Here is a 22,306-nt window from a genome sequence, read left to right as displayed (position 1 = left end):
ATCAACATCCGGATGATAGCAGGAAGAAATCTCTGAGCCTTCTATGGAAGTCATATATAATGTGATCACAAGAATGAAATGAATTTCAAGGGAAGGACTGCTGCACACGATGTCCAAAGCGGATAATATGCTGGCTATTCTATGGCTGCTGAAATCGCGAAGAAGAATGACCGCTAAACAACTGTCGGAGGAGCTGGGCGTACATATTCGGACGATTTACCGGTGCATTGATGCGCTGTGTATTTCCGGCGTGCCTGTCGTATCCGAGATTGGGCGCGATGGAGGTTACTCCATCCCGGAGCATATCAAGCTGGAGCCGCTGTTTTTTGAGGCCGATGAGCAAAAGGCGCTTCTTCATGCAGCTGCATTCGCACGGGAAGCGGGCTATCCCTCCGAAGAGCCGCTGAATCGAGCCGTTTCCAAAATAAAACGATATACGAATCCGGAGCAGTTGGAGCGTTTGGAACGCCACAAAAACAGTATTGAGGCCATCCATCCTCCTACAGCTTCTTCGCTCACCAGGATACTGCATGAGATCGAGGCGGGGATCGACCGGCAATCCAGTCTCGAGATCGATTACACCACAGGCTACGACGGTATGAAACAAACACGTATCCTGGATCCTTATGGACTCGTCCATTGGAAAAGTAAATGGTACGCGGTGGGATATTGCCATCTGCGCGGTGAAATTCGCTGCTTCCGTGTCGACCGTATGAGCGATATCCGGCATACCGACAACACGTTTGACCGTCCGGCGTTTTCCCCGCGGGAGTACGTATTGGACAGCTTGCTATCGGGGCGAGGTTCCGAATCCAATCCTCATTTGGTTTCCGTGCATATCCAAGGAATCCCACAAGCTTTGGACGATTTATGTTCGCATTGGCTGCTCAGTCAAGCCCTCGTCGATCGTACGGCGGAGCATGCGGTGTTCAGGCTGGATGAGCATACGTTATACACGCAAGTTGCCTACTACCTTTTGTCGTTTGGCGGAAAAATTCGAATCATGGGGCCCGATGAACTGAAATCAGGCATGATCGACATTGCGGAGTCCCTCTTAAAATATTATCAATCCTGAATACAAACACTGACCTTCTTTGTCAGTGTTTGTATTCTATAATGAACACCATCAGATAGTGTCAGGGAGGAGAGAGTACGCTGATGGCAGGCTCTATTTTTAAACAAGAAGTGATGAAGGTAACGGGACGTTCTTGGGAAGAATGGATTGTGGCACTTGGGCAGGAAGTGGGCCCGCTCTGGTCACACGAGCAGATCCAAAGCCATATCGTTGAGCAGCATCAGGTATCCGGGGAATGGGGCGAGTGGATCGCCGTTATGTATGAGCAGGTCATGGGGCGGGTGCCGGTCGGCGTTTCCAAAGATGCCGGGGTGCAGATCGGGGTCAGGAAAACGATGGCCGTGACGAAAGAGAGAGTTTGGGATTTCCTCATATCTTCTGTGGGGCTGTCGTTATGGATCGGAGATGTCCCTTCTCTGGAGCTGCAGGTCGGGCATGAGTATGAGTCGAAGGAAGGCGTGTCCGGCAAAATTACGGTGGTCGTACCTTACCATAAACTGCGCCTGACCTGGAAACGCAAGGAGTGGGACAACCCATCCCGGCTGCAAATCTATGTGTTGTCCACGAATACCGGAAAAACAACCATCGCGATTCACCAGGAGATGCTGGATGATGTTTATATGAGAGAGATCATGAGGCGTTATTGGGATGAGATGCTGACTACCTTACAAAGCCAGGTTATAGCACCAAAATGAAGAGATTCAGTCATATGGATCTGAGGGTCCGTAGGGGTAGGTATGTTGCCCGAGCAATACTAGGCCGCAGTATGAGTCTGGTGGATATCTGCAAGAACTGATGCATGCTCACGTAGGTACTGCCATTACATGCGGATTTTAGAGATGTTATAAGTACGGTCTCGTGTTTGACTGTTGCAAGTGTTGATGTTTATTATGCACGGTCTTGGGTTTGACTATTGCTACGTTATGAGGACAGAGGTTCCGCTATTACGTCTCGATCGGTGGGTTTTGGGCTATATGAGGACACCAGATCCGCTATTACATAGGGAAGTGCGATAATTCGTGGTATTTAAAGTAAATAGCGGATTCTGAGTCCGGAAGTAAGGGTAAAGTGGCTGTTTATTTCGGAATAACGGATCTGGTGTCCTTAGTTTGTTTAGTCGTCTATTGGATAACTGAAATACTTGCAATATTTGTAATAACCTGTAATACCTGCAATACCTGCAATACCTGCAATACCTGCAATACCTGCAATACTTGCAATACCTGTAATACCTGTAATACCTGTAATATCTGCAATATCTGCAAGAACTGCTGGATGCTCCGTCAGTACTGCGATTACAAGCGGAGTTTTATAGGTGCGTGTTCGCAGTTTATTACATGCGGAGTTTATAGATACGTTCTCGTTGACGAGTGTTGCAACGTTATTTATGAGGACAGAGGTTCCGCTATTACGCCTCGATCGGTGGGTTTTGGGCTATATGAGGACACCAGATCCGCTATTACATAGGGAAGTACGATAATTCGTGGTTTTTAAAGTAAATAGCGGATTCTGAGTCCGGAAGTAAGGGTAAAGTGGCTGATTATTTCGGAATAACGGATCTGGTGTCCTTAGTTTGTTTAGTCGTCTATTGGATAACTGCAATACTTGCAATACTTGTAATACCTGTATTGCCTGTAATACCTGTAATACCTGTAATACCTGTATTGCCTGTAATATCTGCAATATCTGCAAGAACTGCTGGATGCTCCCGTAAGTCCTGCTGTAACAAGTGGAGTTTCATAAGTACGTGTTTGCAGTTCATTACAAGCGGAGTTCATAGGTTCGGGCTCGTTGTTGACCGCTTGCTATGACCAGAATCTGGAGCTCGACCAGTTTATGCAATAAGCGTCGGGTATGCCGGTCACTCACCCTAAGATGATTAGCGAGTTCTAAGGGCGTTATCGGTCGCAGCAATCGCCGCGCAAATCGGACAGCTTCTGCCTCCAGCCAACTTAAGGACGCAGGTACATCTGATGCCACAAATCTGCCAACGAAGGATAAGATGAGCTGCTGGCACTGTTTTGGCTCATCGACGATGGAGGGGTAGGCAATGGGAAGGAATGTCCAACCATCCAGTGCCAATAAGCAGTGACGGCGGCATAAATCCTTAAACCTTCTTACGTCCAGATCACGGGCATGCGGCCCGTATCCTTGGATTTCGATCCCTCCTCTCGCATCACCGGGCATATAGGCAAGGTCCAAATAACGATAACCATTGCCGAAATCGCGTACTTCCCATTCCGGATGCAAGTCATTGAAATTACCGATCGTCGGAAACCATACCGAGCGGAGAAACTCGACGGTGCCGTGGCCCAACCCTTTATGAAGGATCTCGAGCCTGCGGGGATTCGTTTCATTCAGGATATTCGTGTGCATCCAAAGCTCATATTGTTGATCAAACCGTGACATGTTCAATTTTCCCCCTTAGTATCAGATGGAATGCGATTACGCTAGAACATAAAAAAGCCGCCCCATACAATGCAACCCAATCTTTCATTGGGGCACTTTGCATAGAAGCGGCGTGTTCTTCACGTCCTTATGATGGCTAGTATAACTCGTGTTTTGCGGGTTTAGCAATAAGGTATTGCTTTCATATTATGCTTGACAGCGATATAGTTCGCCAATTGATTTAAAAAGATCTGAAAGCCTGATCTTCGTAAATTTAGGTCATTGAACCGCTTTCTGTTACTACAGGGAGCGTTTTTTATGTTGTTCAAATAAATATGACGTCATATATGATGTTATTAAACAAATACATGAATATATATTGTGTATTATTTATAATGTACATTAATCACATAAGATGATTATAAAATATGCATTATTGGAGGTGGATCGAAACCAGACGAGTTTGAAGCGAGAAGGGGAGGTTCAGTCCTGCAATTAATAAGGAAGACGATGGCTGGGAAGTTCGAACACAAATCTGATACCAAGAGAGGATGAGTGAAGCGTGAACAATTCCATTAAAAAGGTGAATATGGGTGTCATCTTGTGAAGGCATTGTAACTCTCAAATCGATACGGTGGATACGAATCGAATTGTTACTTTTTATAGCGTGTGCGATCAGCCGGAGTGCCAGCAGCTGCACAGCCGTATGCATGTATCAGTAAGTGATGTAATAGACGAGGAGTAATGATAGGAGAAGGTTGTTCCCATAAAAACGTACCACTTAATGTGGTGCGTTTTTATGTTGAACGAATCATGCGATTGCTGTGAACTCTATCGTGCTTGTCAAACAACAGTGCTTAAAGCACTTGTCTAACTACAATGCTTTGTTCACGTACAGCGAGTACTCTATTCACGCTTGTCACAGTGCACCCTGTCGCGCCTGTCAAACTGCGAGTGCCCCGTACTCTTTCCACCTGTCAATCATAATCTATCAATCGAATGAAATGGCATGGTTGACTTGATGAAAAGTGGTACTTATAGCTGTCTATCCATCATGCTAAGATCAAACTGAAAATATCCCATTCTTGATGGGGAGATACCCAATCCACTTCATATGCAGCAGACTGGAGGTTATCATTTATGAAAATATTCGTAGCAGGCTCTACTGGCGTTATCGGTCAGCGGTTGCTTCCGAGGCTGGTGCAAGCTGGTCATGAGGTTACAGGCATGACCCACCATCCTCAGCGAAAAGGGTTGATCGAATCATGGGGAGCAAGGGGGATCATAGCAGATGCTTTTGATCGGGAAGGGATGATAGCCGCGATCGGGGAAATACGGCCGGATGTCGTTATCCATCAGCTCACTTCGCTAAGCCAATGGAATCTGGAGGATAATGCGAGGATTCGAATGGAGGGTACCCGTCATCTGGTAGAAGCCGCGCAGATCCATGGCGTTAAACGAATGATTGCCCAGAGCATTGCCTGGGCTTATGAGCCCGGAGATCATCCTGCCACCGAAGACGTCCCCTTGGATGTCCAGGCGCCTGCGCCGCGCAAGTCCACGATAGACGGGATCGTCTCGCTGGAACATGCCGTTGCACAAATGCCGAATCACGTCATTTTAAGGTATGGTATGTTTTATGGCCCTGGCACGTGGTACGACGCCAACGGGGTAATGGCGGAAAAGGTACGAACTCGAGCTCTTCCGGCAACGGATGGCATCATGTCGTTTCTCCATGTCGAGGATGCGGCGAATGCCGCTCTGCAGGCATTGAACTGGCCAGCGGGTCCGGTCAATATCGTAGATGACGAGCCTGCTACAGGTACGGTGTGGCTACCGGTGTATGCCGAGGCGCTGCAAGCGCCTGCTCCAGCATATCAAGCGGGGAGCAAGCGCGGCGAACGGGGTGCTTCCAACGCCAAAGCCCGGCAGGAGTACGGTTGGCATCCGCTGCACCCCACGTGGCGAACAGGGTTCGCGCAATCGCTGAGATGAGAGCGCTTAGCGATGCGTCAACCGGTTCCACCGTTAAGAGTACATACACAAGGAGTATGCTATTCACAATGGACAGCGTAAAGGAAGGATTAGCATATAGAGCATGTCCCGGACCACGCACCGTGCATACAGGGAGCAGCGTGCACGACTCCAATGGAGACGCTATAGGGCTCCCAATCATCATGCTCCCTAATATGCTGAAATCTAAATACCTGCCGGTCCAGTGGTATGATTCATTTAGCCCCTGTTGATATGGGAATGAAAAGAAAGCTATAGTTAATAGAGGAGATTATGGCCATGAGGATGAATAGGAGCCAGGATCAAACTGAGTGGACTTACCATAGAATAAGAGCCAGAATCCAGCTGAACCGAGTTGACTAACCATAGAATAAGGAGGGGCTAGCATGACAGAACGGCTGCCATGTCGAAGCGAAGGCTGTTCCGCAACGATATTACCGGCAACCGCGGCCAAGACCGGCGGTTATTGCATGCCGTGCAAGCAGGAAATGGAGCGCAAGGAACGGCAGCGTTACATAGAACAAAATCGGAGAGACATCGACTTATACGAAGGGATTACAGATCCTGTAGAGATCCTTAAGATCATGCATGCCCCGCTGAGGCGGGATCCATTGATTCGATATATTCCCTATACTCTGAAAAGAGAAGAGGTATATTCAGCATTATCACCAAGTGAGGCCGAGCGCATGCTGACTATTGCCCTTGATCTGCTGGAAGCGGGCGATGAGGACACCTGCCAGGAAATTGTGGTTTCCCTGATCTGCTATCAGAACAAGTCGCTTGAATCCTGTATCCCAACATTGATGGAGCACGGTATCTATTACCCCGGCATTTTGTTCAAAGATGCATCTGCCCATAGCCGCGACAAGCTGCTACAACAAGTAGAACAGGACAAGGATAACCGCAACCATCTGCTGCTTGCCCTGGCTTGGATTGGGGATGATCAGGTTCTGCACCAATTTCAAGAATGGAGGGCCGTGCCTCCATCATGGGCAGAGGAACTATACGTTCCGCCTGAAGCTTATGCGCATGAGGGGGGATGGGAGCTTACGGAGAAAGGGAGCAAGCGCCTATTATTCTACCATGACAGCTACGCCATAGAAAAAATAGAGCTGTCAGAAAGCACATATGTAGCAGAACCGGAACCCGCAAAATTTTTGAAGGAGCATTCCACTCTCTGTCCATGGTGCGGAAGCAGTCTAACCACCTTGACGGATCTGGACATCAGCCATCCGAAGCTTCAATTCTTGGGGTTGTCCGGAGAGAGGCTGCGAGTGAGCACCTGCCTGAACTGCAGCTGTTACGATACGATCTATATGGACGTAGATTTCCATGGGAAATCCGAATGGAGCCAAGTCAATAGTAGACAGGGTTATGTACCGGAGCCTGATTCCGAGGAGGATGATAGGAACTATTCGGCGGTGGGGCAGTCCTTACGGCTTGCGGACCATCCTCGCAACAGCTATTATGCGGCCTATTGGGCGCTTGGTCCGGCGGTTTCGCAAATCGGCGGCTATCCGGCTTGGATTCAGGACGCCGTATATCCCTCCTGCTCCTGCTGTTCCAAAAGCATGACATTCATCGGGCAGCTGGACTGGGAACAGATCGAGGAGTACGGGGAAGGCATCTATTATATGTTCTTGTGCGCGGACTGCAAAGTGACGGCAACATTATTCCAACAAACATAGGCTGAATCCAGCCATTTTTGAATAACGGATTCCAGTTACTGGAAGCGGATATACTATTTTTCCCTATCATCTTTTAAGATATGGTATTATATAACATTATAGATCGTGAATGGAGGCCTTATTCGTGAAGAAATGGAATCGTAGGGTAGCTTATATGTTAGTGACGATACTGCTGGCAGTCAATTGTACCTCGATGGGCGTTGTGGGAGCTGCGAAGGCCGTGAACGGTGATTCCCGCCCCATACCGGTAAGCGTGGCTGGCGGCAGCGGGCATGGTGTAGCGGCATGGAGCGACGGCTCCGTGACCGCCTGGGGTTATAACAAGTCAGGTCAAGTAGGTGACGGGACTAGCATTCATCAATTGGTGCCAAAGCAAGTTGAGGGTCTAACTGATATTGTTCAGGTGGCGGCAGGTGACAATTCTTCATATGCCTTGGACAAAAACGGGGATGTGTGGGCCTGGGGCGATAATTACTCGCCTTATATTAACGGGGATCCTTTCCAAAAACGGGGAGGGCTGATGAAGCTGGAAGGACTTAAGGGTGTAGCCAGTTTGGTCATTTCAAACCATGGTTCTGTCGCATTACATAAGGATGGGACTGCAACGATATGGCGTCCGACGTATGATCCGAATGATCATTTAAAGATGACCGTCAAGTACTTCCCTATCAAAGGAGTCACGAATGCAAAAACAATAGTGGTCGCCGGACATGAGGCACTGATTCTCGGTAAAGACGGCAGCGTCGATATGTTAACGGTATATAACAGTTTCTACGATCGATTCCGCCTGGAACGTGAGTTTGGCGAGGTTAAACCGCTGGTTACCTCCTCCATTACCGGAATCGCAGTGGATTGGTATGACGTGTTCCTGCTGCATGAGAATGGGACGGTGCTGCGGTGGAATGTGAATACCAAGCAGCAAGCGCCGAATGCAGTAAAGGGCCTTAAAGAAATCCGAGAGATAAGAACAGGGTCCAAACGTTTATTTATGCTTAAAAACGACGGCACGGTCTGGCAGTGGAATTACAACGACCCGACGGCAAAGCCCTTTCAAGTGAAAGGTCTGACAGGTATAACGGCGTTATGGGGCACCAAGGGATATACAGGTTATGCAACCAATCAGGACGGTAAGGTGCTGGCTTGGGGAGAAGAGAAATATCAGGGCAGCGGCTCTCTTAACGAGAACGATGGGAATTCAGTCTTCGTACAGACTCCTCTGTCCTGGTCGGTAAACGGACAAAAGGTTAGCTTCTACGGATCATCCGCCATTGTGAAAGACAAGCTGTATGTACCGTATAATAGCGTATTTGAAGCGCTCGGGATCAAAGTGAAGCGCGGACAGTCCAATCCGGATCCGAAACACGGAAATCATCGATTTCCAGTTTGGTCTTTCACTTATGGAGGGAATACCGTATCCATTAAGTCCAGTGATCCTGCAGTTGTATTGGTGAACGGGAAGGTGACGCGAGAAAATGCCAGCATTCCATTCCTGGCTGATTCGAGCATGTTTCCATTGGAGTTGATCACATCAAAGCTTGGCATTCCGTCGTTCTGGGATAAAGCGACAGGCGAAGTGATCCTGGGGAAAACACCATAAGGAAAGGTTGATGAAGGCACGCCCATACCGGCGTGTCTTTTGCTATTCTAAGGAAAGGCATGCGGACATCACAACCGTCGGCGAAGATGCCGCATAATCCTTCCGATGATGCCCGCCTACAAACACATGAAGGGTCCCACTTTATCAGTAAGAACAATTTCCTCTAACACTTTTCGCTATAGCTGGGACATGACTCTTCACTTCACCTGTGTGAACATCCGCTTAGTTTCTACAAACGAAGTAATGCCAGCCTCTAGGAAATACTCTCCTTTAGATTTTTTAGTAACCGTTACTGCCCTTAACGCCTTTGGTCATAACCCAAAATATAAGAGCAACAGCGCTGACGGAGGCTCCAAGCAAGCAAACTCCATGCCAGCCATACTGTGCATAGATATGGGTCGAAGCAATGGAACCGGCGGCACTTCCGATGGAATAAAAAATCATATACCCGGCAACCATGCGACTGCGCGCTTGTGGGTGCAATACAAATATCATACTTTGATTCGTGACATGCACTGCCTGTACCGCCAAGTCCAGCAGAATAATACCAATGACTAAGGCAAACAGGGACTGTTCCGTGTAGCTGATCGGCAGCCATGACAGCAATAGCAGGGACAATGCAATTCCCGTCGTTCTTTGGCCGTAACCTCGATCGGCTAGCTTACCGGCCTTAGCTGCAGCCAATGCACCCACGACGCCCACGAGACCAAACGCCCCGATGGCAGAGTGCGAAAGGGATAGTGGCGGCGCGCTAAGAGGCAGCACCAATGGTGTCCACAAAATGCTGAAAGCGGTAAAAATCAGCATAGCTAAAACAGCGCGGATTCGTAATAAGCGTTCTTGCAGGAACAACATCAGTACCGACTTAAGCAGTTGAGAATAGGGAAGAGTCTTTACCTTACGCTCAACATTGGGCAGCACCTTATATAATGCGTAAACCATGAGCAGCATCAACGCAGCAGAAACCAAATAAACCGAACGCCATCCTGCAAGATCCTTCAAAACTCCTGAAATGGTTCGAGCAAGAAGGATCCCAATCACAATTCCACTGGTTACCATACCTACGGCACGCCCTCGTTCAGCAGGAGCAGCTATGGTCGCCACGAACGCCACAATAGTCTGCGTTACTACGGCAAGCAATCCGACCAAAGCCAATCCTGCAAAGAGCATCGTGCCGGACGAAGCAGTTCCAACGATAACGAGAGCCGCCATGGAGATCGCCATTTGACCGATAATTAATCGACGCTGGTTCAGTAAATCCCCTAGAGGCACCAGCAGCAGCAGTCCCAATGCATAAAAGATCTGTGTGACGGTAATCAGAATTCCAATGATGGAATAGTCCATGTTGAACTCGTTCGACAGCTCATCGAGCAGCGGCTGAGCGAAGTAGATATTGGCAACTGACATACCGCAAGCAATCGCAAACAATAACGTAACGTAACGAGTCAGAGGCATACGATTCCCGGATTCGGCCGTGGTCAACGCCTCCTGTGACGCATTCGCCGCTGCTTCGTCATGGACCGCTTTTTTTGCTATCAATTTTTCCATTTTATGCACCAATCCTATCGAGGTTTTTTATGTACCGATTGGTATGCTAAATCGCCTGATAAATATATCCCATAATAACAATCTATGTCAACGGATTTATTTCAATCGTATGAGTAACATTTGATAATGTAGTTATAACAATGCGATATACAGGGAATCGGTATTTGACAAAAGTAGCCATATATCATAAAATCAATTATACTGATTGGTAATTAAAAACCTGTTTTCTTCCCAGTGTAATCATAAAATTTCTTTAAAATCAAATGTAACGAGAGGTATTTCAATATGGGACGAGTCCGCGAATTTGATGAAGAGAAAGTATTAGATGCCGCGATGCAGTTATTTTGGGAGAAGGGATATGAGGCTACCTCATTAAGCGATTTGACCTCCAGAATGGGTATTCAGCGGCCCAGTATATACTCAGCCTTTGGCGACAAGAAAGAACTGTTCGAAACCGCTCTGCGAAAATACACGATGTCGCATGCTTCCGAGGCGCGAACCAGGCTTCAAAACAAGCCATCGGTCAGAGAGGCTTTTCGAGTTCTTTTTGAGAATGTGGTTGATGAGGAATATTCCGTAAGCCGCAGCCGAGGATGCTTTTGCATCAATACGATGGTCGAGCTTGCGCCTCATGATGAGAAATTTGAAATTCTGACAAGGGAGCATCAGATGTACCTGGCGGTCATATTTCAAGAAACCATTGAACGAGGCATACAATCGGGCGAGCTTGCGAGTGACACAAACGCCAAAGCTTTATCACAAGCGCTCATCGTATCGCTAATTGGGCTGACCGTCATGTTGAAATCCCGTCCGGAGCGCTCATTCGTAAATAATACGATAGAGGTGACTCTTACATTGCTTAGATAAATGGTCATCCTAACTGGAACGTTTAAAGGCGCTATCCCACCAAAGTAATTCGCGGATGCCTTTTGGGTTTCATGTTTAGGTGTTGTTGCAGCCGTCCAAGCATAGTAAACTGTTCTAAAAAACAATAGTAGGTGCATCGATGGATATGAACATACGGACAGGACGAATAGAGGATCTTCAAGAGATCATGGCTTTGATAACCCGCTGTGTTGCGGTCATGCAGGCCGGAGGCAGCGATCAATGGGATGATCAGTATCCGAACCGAGAGGTGATCGGTGAGGATTTGCAGCGAGGAACATTGTTTGCAGCTGAGCGCGAAGGCCGGATCTTGGGGATCGTAGTCCTCGATGAAACGCAGGATGAACAGTACGAGACCATTAATTGGAGGCAAGTAGAGGGACCGCATCTCATGATGCATCGGCTTGCCGTCGATCCGGAAGCACACGGACAGGGCATTGCGCGAAAATTGGTAGCCTTCTCCGAAGAATATGCCGCGCGAGAGGGCTACACGAGTCTTCGGTTGGATACCTATGCCAAGAATACCGCTGCACTCAAGCTGTATCAAGGATTAGGTTATGACCTGCGGGGAGAAGTCAACTTCCCGGGCAGAACAGCAAGCTTTCCGGTATTTGAAAAGGTACTTGGATAAACAGACCTTGAAAGTAAGTCTGCTGAGGATCAGCTCATGTGCTGTTCCGCAGCGGACTTTTGTTGTTTTAAGATAAGTAACGATTTCTTGGTTATGGTGATGGGGCCTGTCGGGATACCCATTTTATCTTCTATTTAGATTTTTTTCAAAATAGGTATTGCCATTCGGTGCAGGGATGAGAGATAATGTATTTAGATGAAATTCTAAATAGAAAATATGGGTGATGCACATTGGGGTTTCCGGAAACATTCAAGGCGTTGTCTGATCCGGTGAGACGGGACATCCTCGTTATGCTCAAGCGCGGTAAAATGTCAGCCGGAGAGATCGGCCAGCATTTCGATATGACCGGGGCAACTATTTCGTATCATCTATCGCAGCTGAAGAAGGCCGGGCTGATATTTGAAACGAAATATAAAAATTATATTTACTATGAGATCAACGTGTCCGTTTTCGAAGAAATTATGTTGTGGTTTTCACAATTTAACGGGGGGAAACAAGATGGGGAAAAAGAATAGTTCGATGCTGGTTATAACAACGCTGATCTGTTTGTTGCCGATTATTTTATCAATGACGCTATATAGCCAATTGCCTGAGCAGGTGGCTGTTCACTGGGACGCGGCGGGCAATCCGGATAATTATGTGTCGAAGGCGATTGCGGCGTTTGTGCTTCCGTTGTTTACGGCAGTTATTAACGTCATTATGCATGTAGCGCTTAACAACGATCCTAAGAAAATGAATGCTGCCCCGGTTTTAAGAACGATGGGTCTTTGGCTCATCCCCGCGCTGTCTCTCATTCTCATGCCGATCACGCTGTTCAAGGCCATGGGGGCCGAGCTGCCGATCCAGACGATTGCACCGGCTCTCGTGGGCATGCTTCTCGTGGTCACCGGCAATTATTTGCCGAAGAGCAAACAGAATTATACGGTGGGCATCAAGCTGCCTTGGACGCTGAACAGCCAGGATAATTGGAATAAAACGCATCGTTTTGCAGGGTATCTATGGATGGCAGGCGGAGCGTTCATGATCCTGATGGCGTTTCTGAAGGTGAACCTTGCCGTCGCAGTTGTCCCTATCATTATACTGATTGCAGCGGCTCCAGCGATATACTCATTCTCTTTGTATAAAAAGGGTGTGTAATAACGGGCGGGTTCTCAAAGCATAAACTACACGAACTGCCAACAAGCTGACTCCAGGATCGAATGGGTCAGCTTGTTTATTTTACGGCAAAGCGCGAGTCTATCTGTTCGGGAGACCTCCCCCATAGCAGCTATAGGCACTGCGCCGCATAGGGATGGAGCTCATACTTCACGACATGTTTGCCCTGGGACCCGGTTACCGGAATTAACAGCCCCTTATCGCAAAGAGAATGAAGGAAGCGAAGGGCGGTCCGATGATTCAGACGCAGATGTGTCTTCACATCGATCGGGCGGAGGGGTCGTGCAAGCATGCATGCAAATCGGATGATTTCACGTTCTGTTACCGTGGATACACTTGTTGAATGCGGTTCTGCCAGATACCGGTTTATGACCATCCGCAGGAGCGTCATGCACAGCTCCGGGCGGTGAGCCACATCATCGCAAGCAAATGAAATCACCTGATAACCCATGGCGGATAAAAAGGTTTCCCGATTCAGCTCGTTGCAATATTTCTGCCGGTCCATCTCGGTTGTATGTGTGCTAAATGGTTTAACCTCGATGATCAGCCTCAGATGCGGAGTGATGAAGGCGAAGCTGCAATAATAGGATCGTCCGCGCCAATCCAGCACCTCGAATTGTGGATGTAATTCGCGAAAATGACCACGCAGCGGCCACCAGACATTTTGGCAAAACAAGGTTTCGGCCTCACCATACCCTCGTTCCAGACGACCTCTTCTTTCTCCGGTTCTGTTCCTTAGATGATAATGCATAAATGTCCCATGAGCCTTCTCAAAATCCATCTTACGGTATACCTCCCCATATAAATAAAAAAAGAACGCCCCGGTCTCACTCCAAATTAGGAATGCGCTGGGACGTTCTTCGTCTCTTATCACTCATTATAATCAAAATGTGATCGTTTAACCACAGGATTCTCATGAAAATTACGAGTTCTGCTCGAGCACTGCTTCCCGGGCTCTTTTGCTGCGCAAACGAAACATGATCCGGCGCAGCAGCTTGATAAAATAACCGACCAGAAAAGCCGAAATGACCGTGCCCTCCCGTACGCCTTCAATCGAACCGAAAGCAAACAGCGAGATGACGATGCCGATGGATACCAGGGTCCAGTCGAACATGATCTTAATGTTCCCGAATTCGGCACCGAGCTTTTCAGAGATGACTTTCACGATGCCTTCACCCGGGTTCAGGATCGTTTTCGCGATGATTTGAAGATAGATGCCGATCGCCAGAATCATGCAGCCCGTCAGTAACGCCAAAATTTTCATGAAATACACTGTAAAGTTGAGCGAACTTACAATATACGCCCCCATATCCAGAAACAGGCCAAACAGAACACCGACAAACACTTGCAGATATTGCATCTTGGGAAACTGCTTACCGAGCAGGAGGACCTGGATCACCACAAACAGCAGGCATAACAGGATGGTCATCAGTCCCATGGAGAGGGGGAATTTTAAACTCAGCACATACGGTACGCTGGCAATAGGGGAGGTTCCAATATTGGCTTTGGTCACGAGAGCCGTGCCAAGTCCCATTAAGAATAGACCTACAATGAGGATGATATATCGTTTCATAAGCTGCCTTGTCATGGTTGCATTCCTTCTTCGTTATGATATAGATGGATCCGCCGACACTAACATCAAAAAATGATAGCAGCTTTCATTATATCACTAAACAACGACAGCGAAGCAGCTGTATAAAAAATGAAATAAAAAAAGCTGAACTCCATCATCGTGGAATTCAGCTTGGTATGCCTTATTTACCGTACGGATCAATCGTCTGAATGGTACCGTCCTCATGGTAGGTCAGCTCGGTGAACTTGACGCTGCGTTTGTTGTCGGCCCCGCCGGAGAGGGAGCTGTCATGGTAGAAGAGATACCATTTATCCTGAAACTGAACGATGGAGTGATGGGTCGTCCAGCCGATAACAGGTGTTAGAATCGTGCCTTTGAACTCGAAAGGCCCCGTTGGACTTTGACTCGTGCCGTAGACGATTTTGTGTGTTGAGCCGGTAGAATAAGAAAGATAGTAGGTGCCGTTGTATTTATGAACCCAAGGTCCTTCAAAATATCTTCGCTCTTCATCCCCCGCGACAATCGGGTTGCCCTCCTCATCGACGATGGATATTTCTCGCGGCGTCTCCTTGAAAGTAAGCATGTCGTCGCTCAGCTCAGCCACCCGCGGTCCGATGGCAGGCGCATCTGCGGCAGGTCCTTCCGCATCTGAAATATGCGATCCGGTCTGCCATTGTTCCAGTTGTCCGCCCCAGAGGCCGCCGAAATAAATATAGGCCCGGTTATCGTCGTCCACGAATACGGCAGGGTCAATGCTGTAGCTGCCCGGGATGTAATGAGGCTCCGGCTTAAAGGGGCCGGAAGGGGACGAGCTTGTCGCTACGCCAAGACGGAAAATATCGTCATGATCCCTGGCAGGGAAGTATAAATAGTAAGTATCGTTCTTGAAGGCAGCATCCGGTGCCCACATTTGCTTTTTCGCCCATGGAACATCTTTTACATGAAGGGCTTCGCCATGGTCTACGCATGGAGCATTCACATCATCCATTGATAGAATATGGTAATCTTCCATGTCATACTGGTCGCCGTTATCATTGGAGGTATTCTCGTGGTCCAGATCATGGGATGGATAAATATAAATTTTACCCTCGAATACGTGGGCGGAAGGGTCCGCGGTATAGATATGGGTTACGATCGGTTCATTAGGCTGTACGGGTTTGGTCATCACGTTTCCTCCTTGAATCGTTGCATTGTAAGCGCTTGTATTTATTCTATCAGACGCTTTCCTCCCAAAAAACCTAATAAAATTAGGTTTTTTACCTAAAAATATTAGATCTTTTTAGATTGAGGCTCGGTCGGATATAATCAAGCATAGAAATGACAGGAGGTGCATGATGAGAAAATACTTGTCCATCCTCTCGGATATGGAATCCAAAATCTCGGAAGGACAATACCGTCCCGGGCAGAAGCTGCCTTCCGTACGGAGTGCTGCGCTCACGTACGGATGCAGTGTCAGCACCGTGCTGCGAGCCTACGCCGAGCTTGAGAAACGACATGCGATCTATTCCGTATCCCAGAGCGGATATTATGTGGTCGACCGTCCGAAAGCGGAAGAAGACGCGAGTGTCAGCACCATGATCGATTTCTCTTCGGCCTCTCCGGATGTGAATGTATTCCCGTATCTGGATTTTCAGCATTGCCTGAACAAGGCGATTGATACCTATAAATATGAACTGTTTACCTATGGCGATCCGCAAGGGATGGAGAAACTGCGCCATACCCTGGTCTCCCATTTGGCAGGAGCTCAAGTGTTCACTGCCGCGGAGAGGATCGTGATTACGGCGGGCGCCCAGCAGGCACTTGAGATTTTGACAAAAATGCCGTTTCCCGGCGGACATTCCGCCATTCTGGTCGAACAGCCAAGCTACAATAACTACTTGCAGTTGTTGGAGAGTGAAGGAGTACCCGTTATCGGATTAACCCGCACGGCAGCGGGGATCGACCTGCGGGCTCTGGAGGGGCATTTCCGATCCGGACATATTAAATTTTTCTATACGATGTCAAGATATCATAATCCGCTGGGCACCACCTATAGTGCAGAACAGAGGAAGGCTATTGCTAACCTGGCGGCGAAATATAATGTCTACATTGTGGAAGACGATTATATGGCTGATCTCGGCGAGGAGCGGGGATACGATCCCATCTATGCCTACAACCGAACTTCGCATGTCGTGTATTTGAAGAGCTTCTCCAAGATTATTTTCCCTGGATTGCGCCTGGGAGCCGTCGTCCTGCCGGAACATTTGCTCCAAACGTTTAATGCCCACAGTAGTTATGGGGATACGTCGCTGCTGTCCCAAGCGGCGCTCGAAATTTATATCAGCAACGGAATGTACGAGCGGCACAAACAGAAGATTTATAGCCAGTATGAAGTCCGAATGCAATCTCTGAATGCTGCTGTGCAGCGATACGAGGGAACTGGATTGATTGAAGCCGTACCCGGCGATGGCGGAATATATAAGCTGTTTAAGCTGCCGCAGACTGTTAACCTGGAGCGATTGATCAGGCGGCTGCAAGAACGGAACATTCATGTGGTGTCTGGCAAGCTGTTTTATCTGTCCGACTACCTTATACGCGAGAAGTTTATACGTATCAGTATTTCCAGAGCACGGTTGGATCAGATCGAGGAAGGGGTTCGTGCGATAGTCGAAGAAGTAAAGCGGGAGGTTGGAAATAGTTGGTGATGTCATATCGTGGAACGAAGGAGCGAGGCTTACATGGAGAATAAAGACAAAGTGTACAATACCGCGGTTGAAGCTACGCTGGAGGTCATTGGCGGGAAGTGGAAACCGGTCATTCTCTTTCATCTTACCTTCGGTAAAAGACGCAATAGTGAATTTTTAAGCCTGATTCCCAAGATCACGCAAAAAATGCTGACACAGCATCTGCGGGAACTGGAAGAGGAGGGCGTTATATTACGCAAAACGTATAATCAAGTTCCGCCCAAGGTGGAGTATGAATTGACCGAGTATGGCTGGAGCTTAAAGGAAATTCTTCATCTGATGTGCAGATGGGGAGATACGCATATCGAACGGAAGTATGGCGAATCCGCCATGGTGCTGGAGAAGCCGGCAGTGGAGGATCCGCATTAAAAGATATAGTGAATGAAAGAGCCGACTTTGAATCCATAAAGTCGGCTCTTCTATCCTTATGGAATGATTTTACGCCGCCGGAGCTCGTCAAAGATGTTCATGAACATGGCCTCTGTATCGACATACTCATGAAATCCGAAGCGGCGGGCCTTCGAACCGTCTGCAAAGAAATCATAATCCCAGGAGAACACAAAATCACCGAACTTCCAGGAGGAAACCTCTTGATACGTGTGCTCCGCAAGTCCGTGCTTCTCAACCATACGATTCCAAACCGGCTCTTTATCCGCCATGACCGTTTCCAGATTCATCTGCAGGGGTGGTGCGGTTTCCATGTCAAAGTATTTCGCAATCTTCGGCCATAACTCGTTCCAACGGAACAGGTCCCCGTTCGTGATATTAAATGCTTGATTGGCGCATTGATCATCGGTTGCTGCCCATACTGTAGCCTTCGCGAGCAGATCGGCATCGGTCATCTCCAGCAGAGTGTGATAGGCCCCGGGCTTACCTGGAAAACGAAGCGGGATGCCGAGCTCTTTCGAAATCGAGGCATAGACGGCAATGACCATCGCCAGATTCATCGGGTTTCCAAGGGCGAAGCCGCTGACAACGGATGGACGCAGGGCTGACCAGGTCCAAGCTTTGCCTTGCTGCCGTTCCTCGAGGAAGTTCTGCTGATCGATATTGAACTCTGGCGGCATATGGTTGGCATCCGACTCCCGTGCTGGCGTCTTGAATGGACCGAGATGCGCGCCATATACCTTGTAGCCCTGCATCAGGCTGACATGCTGCAAATTGGCAGCAATCGGCTCGATAGCTTCCACTACATGGACGAGCATCGCCAGATTCGGTGCAACGAGCTCGGCCCACGTTGGCCGGTCCTGATAGGCAGCATAGAAGATATGCGTCACTTCCGATAAGTGACTTAATTTGGCGATCGTATCCTCGCGATCAAGCAGGTCGGCCGATATATAACGAACGCGGTTCGTTGATTCCCCGCCTCGGCGCGATACACCAATAATATCCCAATCGGGAAGCGTCGCAAGGTATTCGATGAGGTTGCGGCCGATCACCCCATTGGCTCCTACAACCAAAGCCGTCTTTTGCGAATAATGTGAATGTTGATCCGTATTCATAAATTCATCTCCTAACGACATGTTCTTGATTAATGTCATTTTGCACGTTAGGGTTCGGATTGAGAAGTACGCACTTTGAAGTGACCTAGTTACCTTTTGGTAATGTTTAAGCAATGCCAACCACATAAATCTAAGGGGATACGAAGCTAATGGGTTTCTTTGAACAGGATGACAAAAGAGTTTTGAATGATAAACAAAACTTTGAGGATCGGGCTCAGAAAAATAGTCCCTTCTTGAATTCCAAGAAGGGACTATTGCTTTTTAAACTATTAGTTTTTTCTATGAGAAGATCTGAAATTAAACGTATGGTTTTATTTCTTTTTGATAAAAGTCATATAATTGATCAACGGAAGAACTGGACAAGATATGACTGACCCGTTCAATTTTCTCGCGCTTCCAATCAAACCATCGCATTTCCTTTAACTTTTCAATTTCTTCTTCCGCAAAGCGTTTCCTTATCTCTTTAGCAGGGTTACCGCCCACGATAGTATATGGTGGGACATCTTTTGCAACAACCGAACCAGCCGCTACAATGGCGCCTTCGCCTATGGTCACACCTGGCATAATCATGGCATTCATTCCAATCCAGGCATCACTTTCGATGACTGTATCGCCTTTTGGTAGGTAAGAAGTTTCAATCTGCTCCACAAACGGATATACGGTTATCCATTCAGGATGATGATTGTGATTTCCACCCATTAAAATAACTACACCACTTGCAATGCATACGTAGTTTCCAATAATCAATTTATCTATATGCCAACCATGGTCTTCGATGGGGTTAAACAACCTTCTGGATTTTTCATCTCCCCATAGGTATCTAACGCACCCATCTTCAAAATCATGATGATCGTAATAACCAGAATAGTAAGAGTATTCCCCTACTTGAATCATGGGGTTGGTGACAATATCCTTTAAATACTTAATTTCGGACCAATGTTCAAACGAATGTTGTTTCATTCTTTTTCTCCTCGCTTCTAAGTAGAATAAATCATGATTTACTCAGAAGCTTAGTGCAATAGCTACATTCTTAAACCTTTTCAAACGACGAACCATCGTCCTCATCCTTTTCCTGTTTGTTGGTGAGATTGTAACAAACGTATTATCTTTTCGTCAAACACGCAGTTTGAATATATAGTGAATTTTTGGCTCATTCATTACGCCTGCTCATTTTCTCACCTCAGATGCATATTGAAACATGCCTTCACCATATACTTTGCTATCAAGTCAATAAAGATGGTTGTCTTTAAGTGTGCGGAAGGGCGGGATATGGTTTGTCGGATCCTTTTGTAGTCCGATCATTAGACGAAATACGTTTTTGGTCACGCATTATGAAAGAACATTCCTTTTTTCTGCGGCTAGGTTTTAGATGTGAAGACACGCAGTTAATTAATGAGGCTAATCAATTTCATGCAATCTTTGAAGAGATTGAAAGAAGATCACATTCATATCATGCAGATACGGATCCGCAAACGATTCGACAGTTTAATTCAGAAGTTCACAATGCGGCTGCACACATTTGGGCATTTAAGAGAAAGGTACTTGGGCTTATACTACGGTGCCAGCTTCCTGGGGGGACGAATTTCCCGCTGCTTGTAGATCACATTAGCCGAGAAGCCAATTACTTTAGGAATCGGCTGGAGGAACTCAACAACGGAAAACTTGAACCATTACCTGATGCAATTATCGATGAAAATGTATTTTTCTTGAAAATCATGGCTGACCATGCGAAATTTATCGGTCATCTGCTTGATCCATCCGAGCGAAAATTAGTGGAACAAGCAAGGGAGTTTAGCCAAGACTTTGATACGCTGATGTATCAAGCTATTGACTTAAGTTCCATGCGTCCACAATCGCAAACCCATCCGTTACTAAGTCAATTTGTGGATGAAAACCGCGTTTCAGTCAAATCATTGCGAGATTTTAAGAAGACTGCCCGCGACTTGATTGAGGAATGTCGAATCAAAAGCATCATTCATCCCTTATTAGCAGATCACGTTTTTCGTGAGGCTGAACGATTCTTATTTATCCTTGACATGTTCGATCGGTCGTTGTCTGGCATGAAGGTTAACAAGAAAGAAATCATACATTAAGAAAAGGAGGAATGTTCATGTTCATCCCTTTAATGGAGATACATCCTTTGATGTTGGACATTTCCATCATTACGTGGGTGTAACTGAACCAGCTCCAAGTGGCGTTCCACACGTCCATAATTATCATGCCCAAACATCATTTAATGACCAACACAAGCACATGATTAGAGGAACAACTGGCCCCGCCATTCCCTTGGCAGGTGGCGGGCACTATCATTATTTTGAAGGCTATACCACAGTAGATGGCAGGATTCCACATGCTCATCGATATAGTGGAAACACGGGTAATGAACAAGGATAAAATAACATCAAACGAAGTCAGGAACTTTCATCTTCGTCTTGTTAGGTGAGTGTGCCCGCACTGTAATGGTATTTGGTAGACTTTTTTTACTCAATGAATTCCTTTCAGTCATAAACCGAAGCCGTTCCCTCTCCAGGTGCGGCTTTTTGATGTCCAATGTATACATGTAATTGATTCAGTTGATCAGGATCTGCCATTTTAGTGACAAGGTCAGAAGATAGCAGAGAAGGGGCAACGCGTTGGCGTGTGTTCCTATGTGTCGTGCATTCATATACGTAAACCAACTCAAATTGGATTGGTTTAGGCGGTGGATAGATCTTGAACAGGGGGTTATAATTATATAAAAAAAAAGGAGGATTCATAGTGGATTTTCTGACATTAGTATCATTTTTAAGTGCTGCAATCTTGTTAACATTGGCACCTGGGCCAGATAATATGTTTGTTTTGGCTCAAAGTATTTCTAAAGGGAAACGTGCTGGTATTTTAACATCTGCGGGGCTTTGTACAGGCTTAATTGTTCATATTCTTGCAGCAACCTTCGGAATTTCAGCAATTATCTATCAATCTTCAGTAGCCTTTGCAATTGTCAAATATGCAGGAGCGGCTTATCTGTTGTACTTAGCATATAAGGCATTTCGAGAAAAGGATTCGAGTTTTGCACAGACTAATTTAAACACCTCAAAACATGAGTCTTTGTATAAAAAAGGGATTATAATGAATATCCTTAACCCCAAAGTATCACTGTTTTTCCTTGCATTCCTCCCGCAATTTGTAAATTATCAAGCTGGAAATGTATCGTTACAAATGCTTCTATATGGAATGATATTCTTAGTGCAAACGATAATAATTTTCACTTTTGTCAGTATATTTGCTGGTAAACTGGGACATTTCCTGCATAAGAGTCCTACCATCTCCAAAAAGATTAACATTTTGCAAGGCTCGATTTTTGCACTTATTGGATTGAAAATCGCTTTCGCTCAAAAAAATTAAAAACTCTTTTATAGAGGTGACCTGACAAAACAAGAAGGATGTCACGACTGGCTAATTATAAAACGACTTGGCTCGATATTTCGGAAGAGGAACTAAGGATTGCCATAATCCATACGGCCACATCCGGTTATGCGAAGCCGGTGC

General features: G+C 46.9%; 21 protein-coding genes and 2 pseudogenes. 14 read left to right on the top strand and 9 right to left on the bottom strand.

Annotation, left to right across the window (positions count from 1 at the left end):
- Positions 1-109: 109 nt before the first annotated feature.
- Complete coding sequence (locus AB4124_RS01820) at positions 110-1,075, top strand: helix-turn-helix transcriptional regulator (RefSeq protein ID WP_441970811.1); 966 nt, start codon at positions 110-112, stop codon at positions 1,073-1,075.
- 83 nt (positions 1,076-1,158) lie between these two features.
- The gene (locus tag AB4124_RS01815; RefSeq protein WP_441970809.1) at positions 1,159-1,770 is read left to right on the top strand and encodes an SRPBCC family protein; all 612 of its coding nucleotides are present in this window, start codon (positions 1,159-1,161) and stop codon (positions 1,768-1,770) included.
- A gap of 890 nt (positions 1,771-2,660) precedes the next feature.
- On the opposite strand, the gene AB4124_RS01810 is transcribed toward AB4124_RS01815, so the two are convergent.
- Together AB4124_RS01810 and AB4124_RS01805 are read right to left on the bottom strand one after the other, a co-directional pair.
- Entirely contained in the window at positions 2,661-2,804 is a 144-nt protein-coding gene (locus AB4124_RS01810) for a hypothetical protein (protein WP_441970807.1), read from the bottom strand.
- A 32-nt stretch (positions 2,805-2,836) separates the two neighbouring features.
- Positions 2,837-3,484, bottom strand: a complete 648-nt coding sequence (locus AB4124_RS01805) for a transcriptional regulator (RefSeq protein WP_430179932.1) — start codon at positions 3,482-3,484, stop codon at positions 2,837-2,839.
- A 1,119-nt stretch (positions 3,485-4,603) separates the two neighbouring features.
- Here AB4124_RS01805 and AB4124_RS01800 point away from each other — a divergent pair.
- From AB4124_RS01800 to AB4124_RS01790, 3 genes are all read left to right on the top strand, one after another.
- Complete coding sequence (locus AB4124_RS01800) at positions 4,604-5,458, top strand: NAD-dependent epimerase/dehydratase family protein (RefSeq protein WP_441970804.1); 855 nt, start codon at positions 4,604-4,606, stop codon at positions 5,456-5,458.
- A 404-nt stretch (positions 5,459-5,862) separates the two neighbouring features.
- Positions 5,863-7,164, top strand: a complete 1,302-nt coding sequence (locus tag AB4124_RS01795) for a DUF1963 domain-containing protein (protein ID WP_430105890.1) — start codon at positions 5,863-5,865, stop codon at positions 7,162-7,164.
- Between the two features lie 124 nt (positions 7,165-7,288).
- The gene (locus AB4124_RS01790; RefSeq protein WP_441970802.1) at positions 7,289-8,761 is read left to right on the top strand and encodes a stalk domain-containing protein; all 1,473 of its coding nucleotides are present in this window, start codon (positions 7,289-7,291) and stop codon (positions 8,759-8,761) included.
- A gap of 60 nt (positions 8,762-8,821) precedes the next feature.
- Here the strand turns inward: AB4124_RS01790 and AB4124_RS01785 are convergent.
- Both AB4124_RS01785 and AB4124_RS01780 read right to left on the bottom strand, forming a co-directional pair.
- Positions 8,822-9,006 (bottom strand): annotated as a pseudogene (locus tag AB4124_RS01785) (LLM class flavin-dependent oxidoreductase); the annotation flags it as partial.
- Positions 9,007-9,040: 34 nt separating this feature from the next.
- Positions 9,041-10,216: an MFS transporter gene (locus AB4124_RS01780; RefSeq protein WP_441971618.1), complete on the bottom strand. Its 1,176-nt coding sequence runs from the start codon at positions 10,214-10,216 to the stop codon at positions 9,041-9,043.
- Positions 10,217-10,594: 378 nt separating this feature from the next.
- On the opposite strand from AB4124_RS01780, the gene AB4124_RS01775 reads away from it, so the two are divergent.
- The 4 genes from AB4124_RS01775 to AB4124_RS01760 all read left to right on the top strand — a co-directional run bounded on the left by AB4124_RS01775 (position 10,595) and on the right by AB4124_RS01760 (position 12,962).
- Positions 10,595-11,176: a TetR/AcrR family transcriptional regulator gene (locus AB4124_RS01775; protein ID WP_441970800.1), complete on the top strand. Its 582-nt coding sequence runs from the start codon at positions 10,595-10,597 to the stop codon at positions 11,174-11,176.
- 145 nt (positions 11,177-11,321) lie between these two features.
- Complete coding sequence (locus AB4124_RS01770; RefSeq protein ID WP_339291461.1) at positions 11,322-11,825, top strand: GNAT family N-acetyltransferase; 504 nt, start codon at positions 11,322-11,324, stop codon at positions 11,823-11,825.
- Positions 11,826-12,055: 230 nt separating this feature from the next.
- Positions 12,056-12,340: an autorepressor SdpR family transcription factor gene (locus tag AB4124_RS01765; RefSeq protein WP_076324201.1), complete on the top strand. Its 285-nt coding sequence runs from the start codon at positions 12,056-12,058 to the stop codon at positions 12,338-12,340.
- Positions 12,324-12,962, top strand: coding sequence for an SdpI family protein (locus AB4124_RS01760; RefSeq protein WP_339267076.1), 639 nt, complete (start codon positions 12,324-12,326; stop codon positions 12,960-12,962). The genes AB4124_RS01765 and AB4124_RS01760 overlap by 17 nt, the downstream gene beginning before the upstream one ends.
- Positions 12,963-13,092: 130 nt before the next feature.
- On the opposite strand, the gene AB4124_RS01755 is transcribed toward AB4124_RS01760, so the two are convergent.
- The 3 genes from AB4124_RS01755 to AB4124_RS01745 all read right to left on the bottom strand — a co-directional run bounded on the left by AB4124_RS01755 (position 13,093) and on the right by AB4124_RS01745 (position 15,718).
- The gene (locus tag AB4124_RS01755) at positions 13,093-13,761 is read right to left on the bottom strand and encodes a hypothetical protein (protein ID WP_441970797.1); all 669 of its coding nucleotides are present in this window, start codon (positions 13,759-13,761) and stop codon (positions 13,093-13,095) included.
- A 141-nt stretch (positions 13,762-13,902) separates the two neighbouring features.
- Positions 13,903-14,568 carry a YczE/YyaS/YitT family protein gene (locus tag AB4124_RS01750; protein ID WP_441970795.1) on the bottom strand — a complete coding sequence of 222 codons (666 nt, stop codon included), beginning with the start codon at positions 14,566-14,568 and terminating at the stop codon, positions 13,903-13,905.
- A 166-nt stretch (positions 14,569-14,734) separates the two neighbouring features.
- Positions 14,735-15,718, bottom strand: a complete 984-nt coding sequence (locus AB4124_RS01745; RefSeq protein WP_339267071.1) for a glycoside hydrolase family 43 protein — start codon at positions 15,716-15,718, stop codon at positions 14,735-14,737.
- Positions 15,719-15,887: 169 nt separating this feature from the next.
- Here AB4124_RS01745 and AB4124_RS01740 point away from each other — a divergent pair, with 169 nt between their 5' ends.
- Both AB4124_RS01740 and AB4124_RS01735 read left to right on the top strand, forming a co-directional pair.
- Positions 15,888-17,237 (top strand): PLP-dependent aminotransferase family protein, encoded by a 1,350-nt coding sequence (locus AB4124_RS01740; RefSeq protein WP_430105878.1) that lies wholly within the window; start codon positions 15,888-15,890, stop codon positions 17,235-17,237.
- Between the two features lie 33 nt (positions 17,238-17,270).
- A complete protein-coding gene (locus tag AB4124_RS01735; RefSeq protein WP_430105876.1) occupies positions 17,271-17,645 on the top strand; it encodes a winged helix-turn-helix transcriptional regulator in 375 nt (124 codons plus the stop codon).
- A 56-nt stretch (positions 17,646-17,701) separates the two neighbouring features.
- Here AB4124_RS01735 and AB4124_RS01730 read toward each other — a convergent pair whose 3' ends face one another.
- Entirely contained in the window at positions 17,702-18,778 is a 1,077-nt protein-coding gene (locus AB4124_RS01730; RefSeq protein WP_430105874.1) for an SDR family oxidoreductase, read from the bottom strand.
- Positions 18,779-19,075: 297 nt separating this feature from the next.
- The gene (locus AB4124_RS01725; protein WP_339291452.1) at positions 19,076-19,738 is read right to left on the bottom strand and encodes a CatB-related O-acetyltransferase; all 663 of its coding nucleotides are present in this window, start codon (positions 19,736-19,738) and stop codon (positions 19,076-19,078) included.
- Between the two features lie 371 nt (positions 19,739-20,109).
- Between AB4124_RS01725 and AB4124_RS01720 the strand changes: the two genes are divergently transcribed.
- The 3 genes and pseudogenes from AB4124_RS01720 (at position 20,110) to AB4124_RS01710 (ending at position 22,162) form a co-directional block, all read left to right on the top strand.
- The gene (locus AB4124_RS01720; protein WP_430105872.1) at positions 20,110-20,871 is read left to right on the top strand and encodes a DUF2935 domain-containing protein; all 762 of its coding nucleotides are present in this window, start codon (positions 20,110-20,112) and stop codon (positions 20,869-20,871) included.
- Between the two features lie 10 nt (positions 20,872-20,881).
- A pseudogene (locus AB4124_RS01715) lies at positions 20,882-21,172 on the top strand (YmaF family protein); the annotation flags it as partial.
- 363 nt (positions 21,173-21,535) lie between these two features.
- A complete protein-coding gene (locus AB4124_RS01710) occupies positions 21,536-22,162 on the top strand; it encodes a LysE family translocator (protein WP_430179902.1) in 627 nt (208 codons plus the stop codon).
- Positions 22,163-22,306: the final 144 nt, after the last annotated feature.

Origin of the sequence: Paenibacillus sp. 2KB_20 (genome assembly GCF_052115765.1) — a bacterium.
Classification (GTDB): Bacteria; Bacillota; Bacilli; order Paenibacillales; family Paenibacillaceae; genus Paenibacillus_AQ.
The sequence above is the reverse complement of the archived record's forward strand: the minus strand, read 5'-3'. Positions and strand labels throughout refer to the sequence as shown.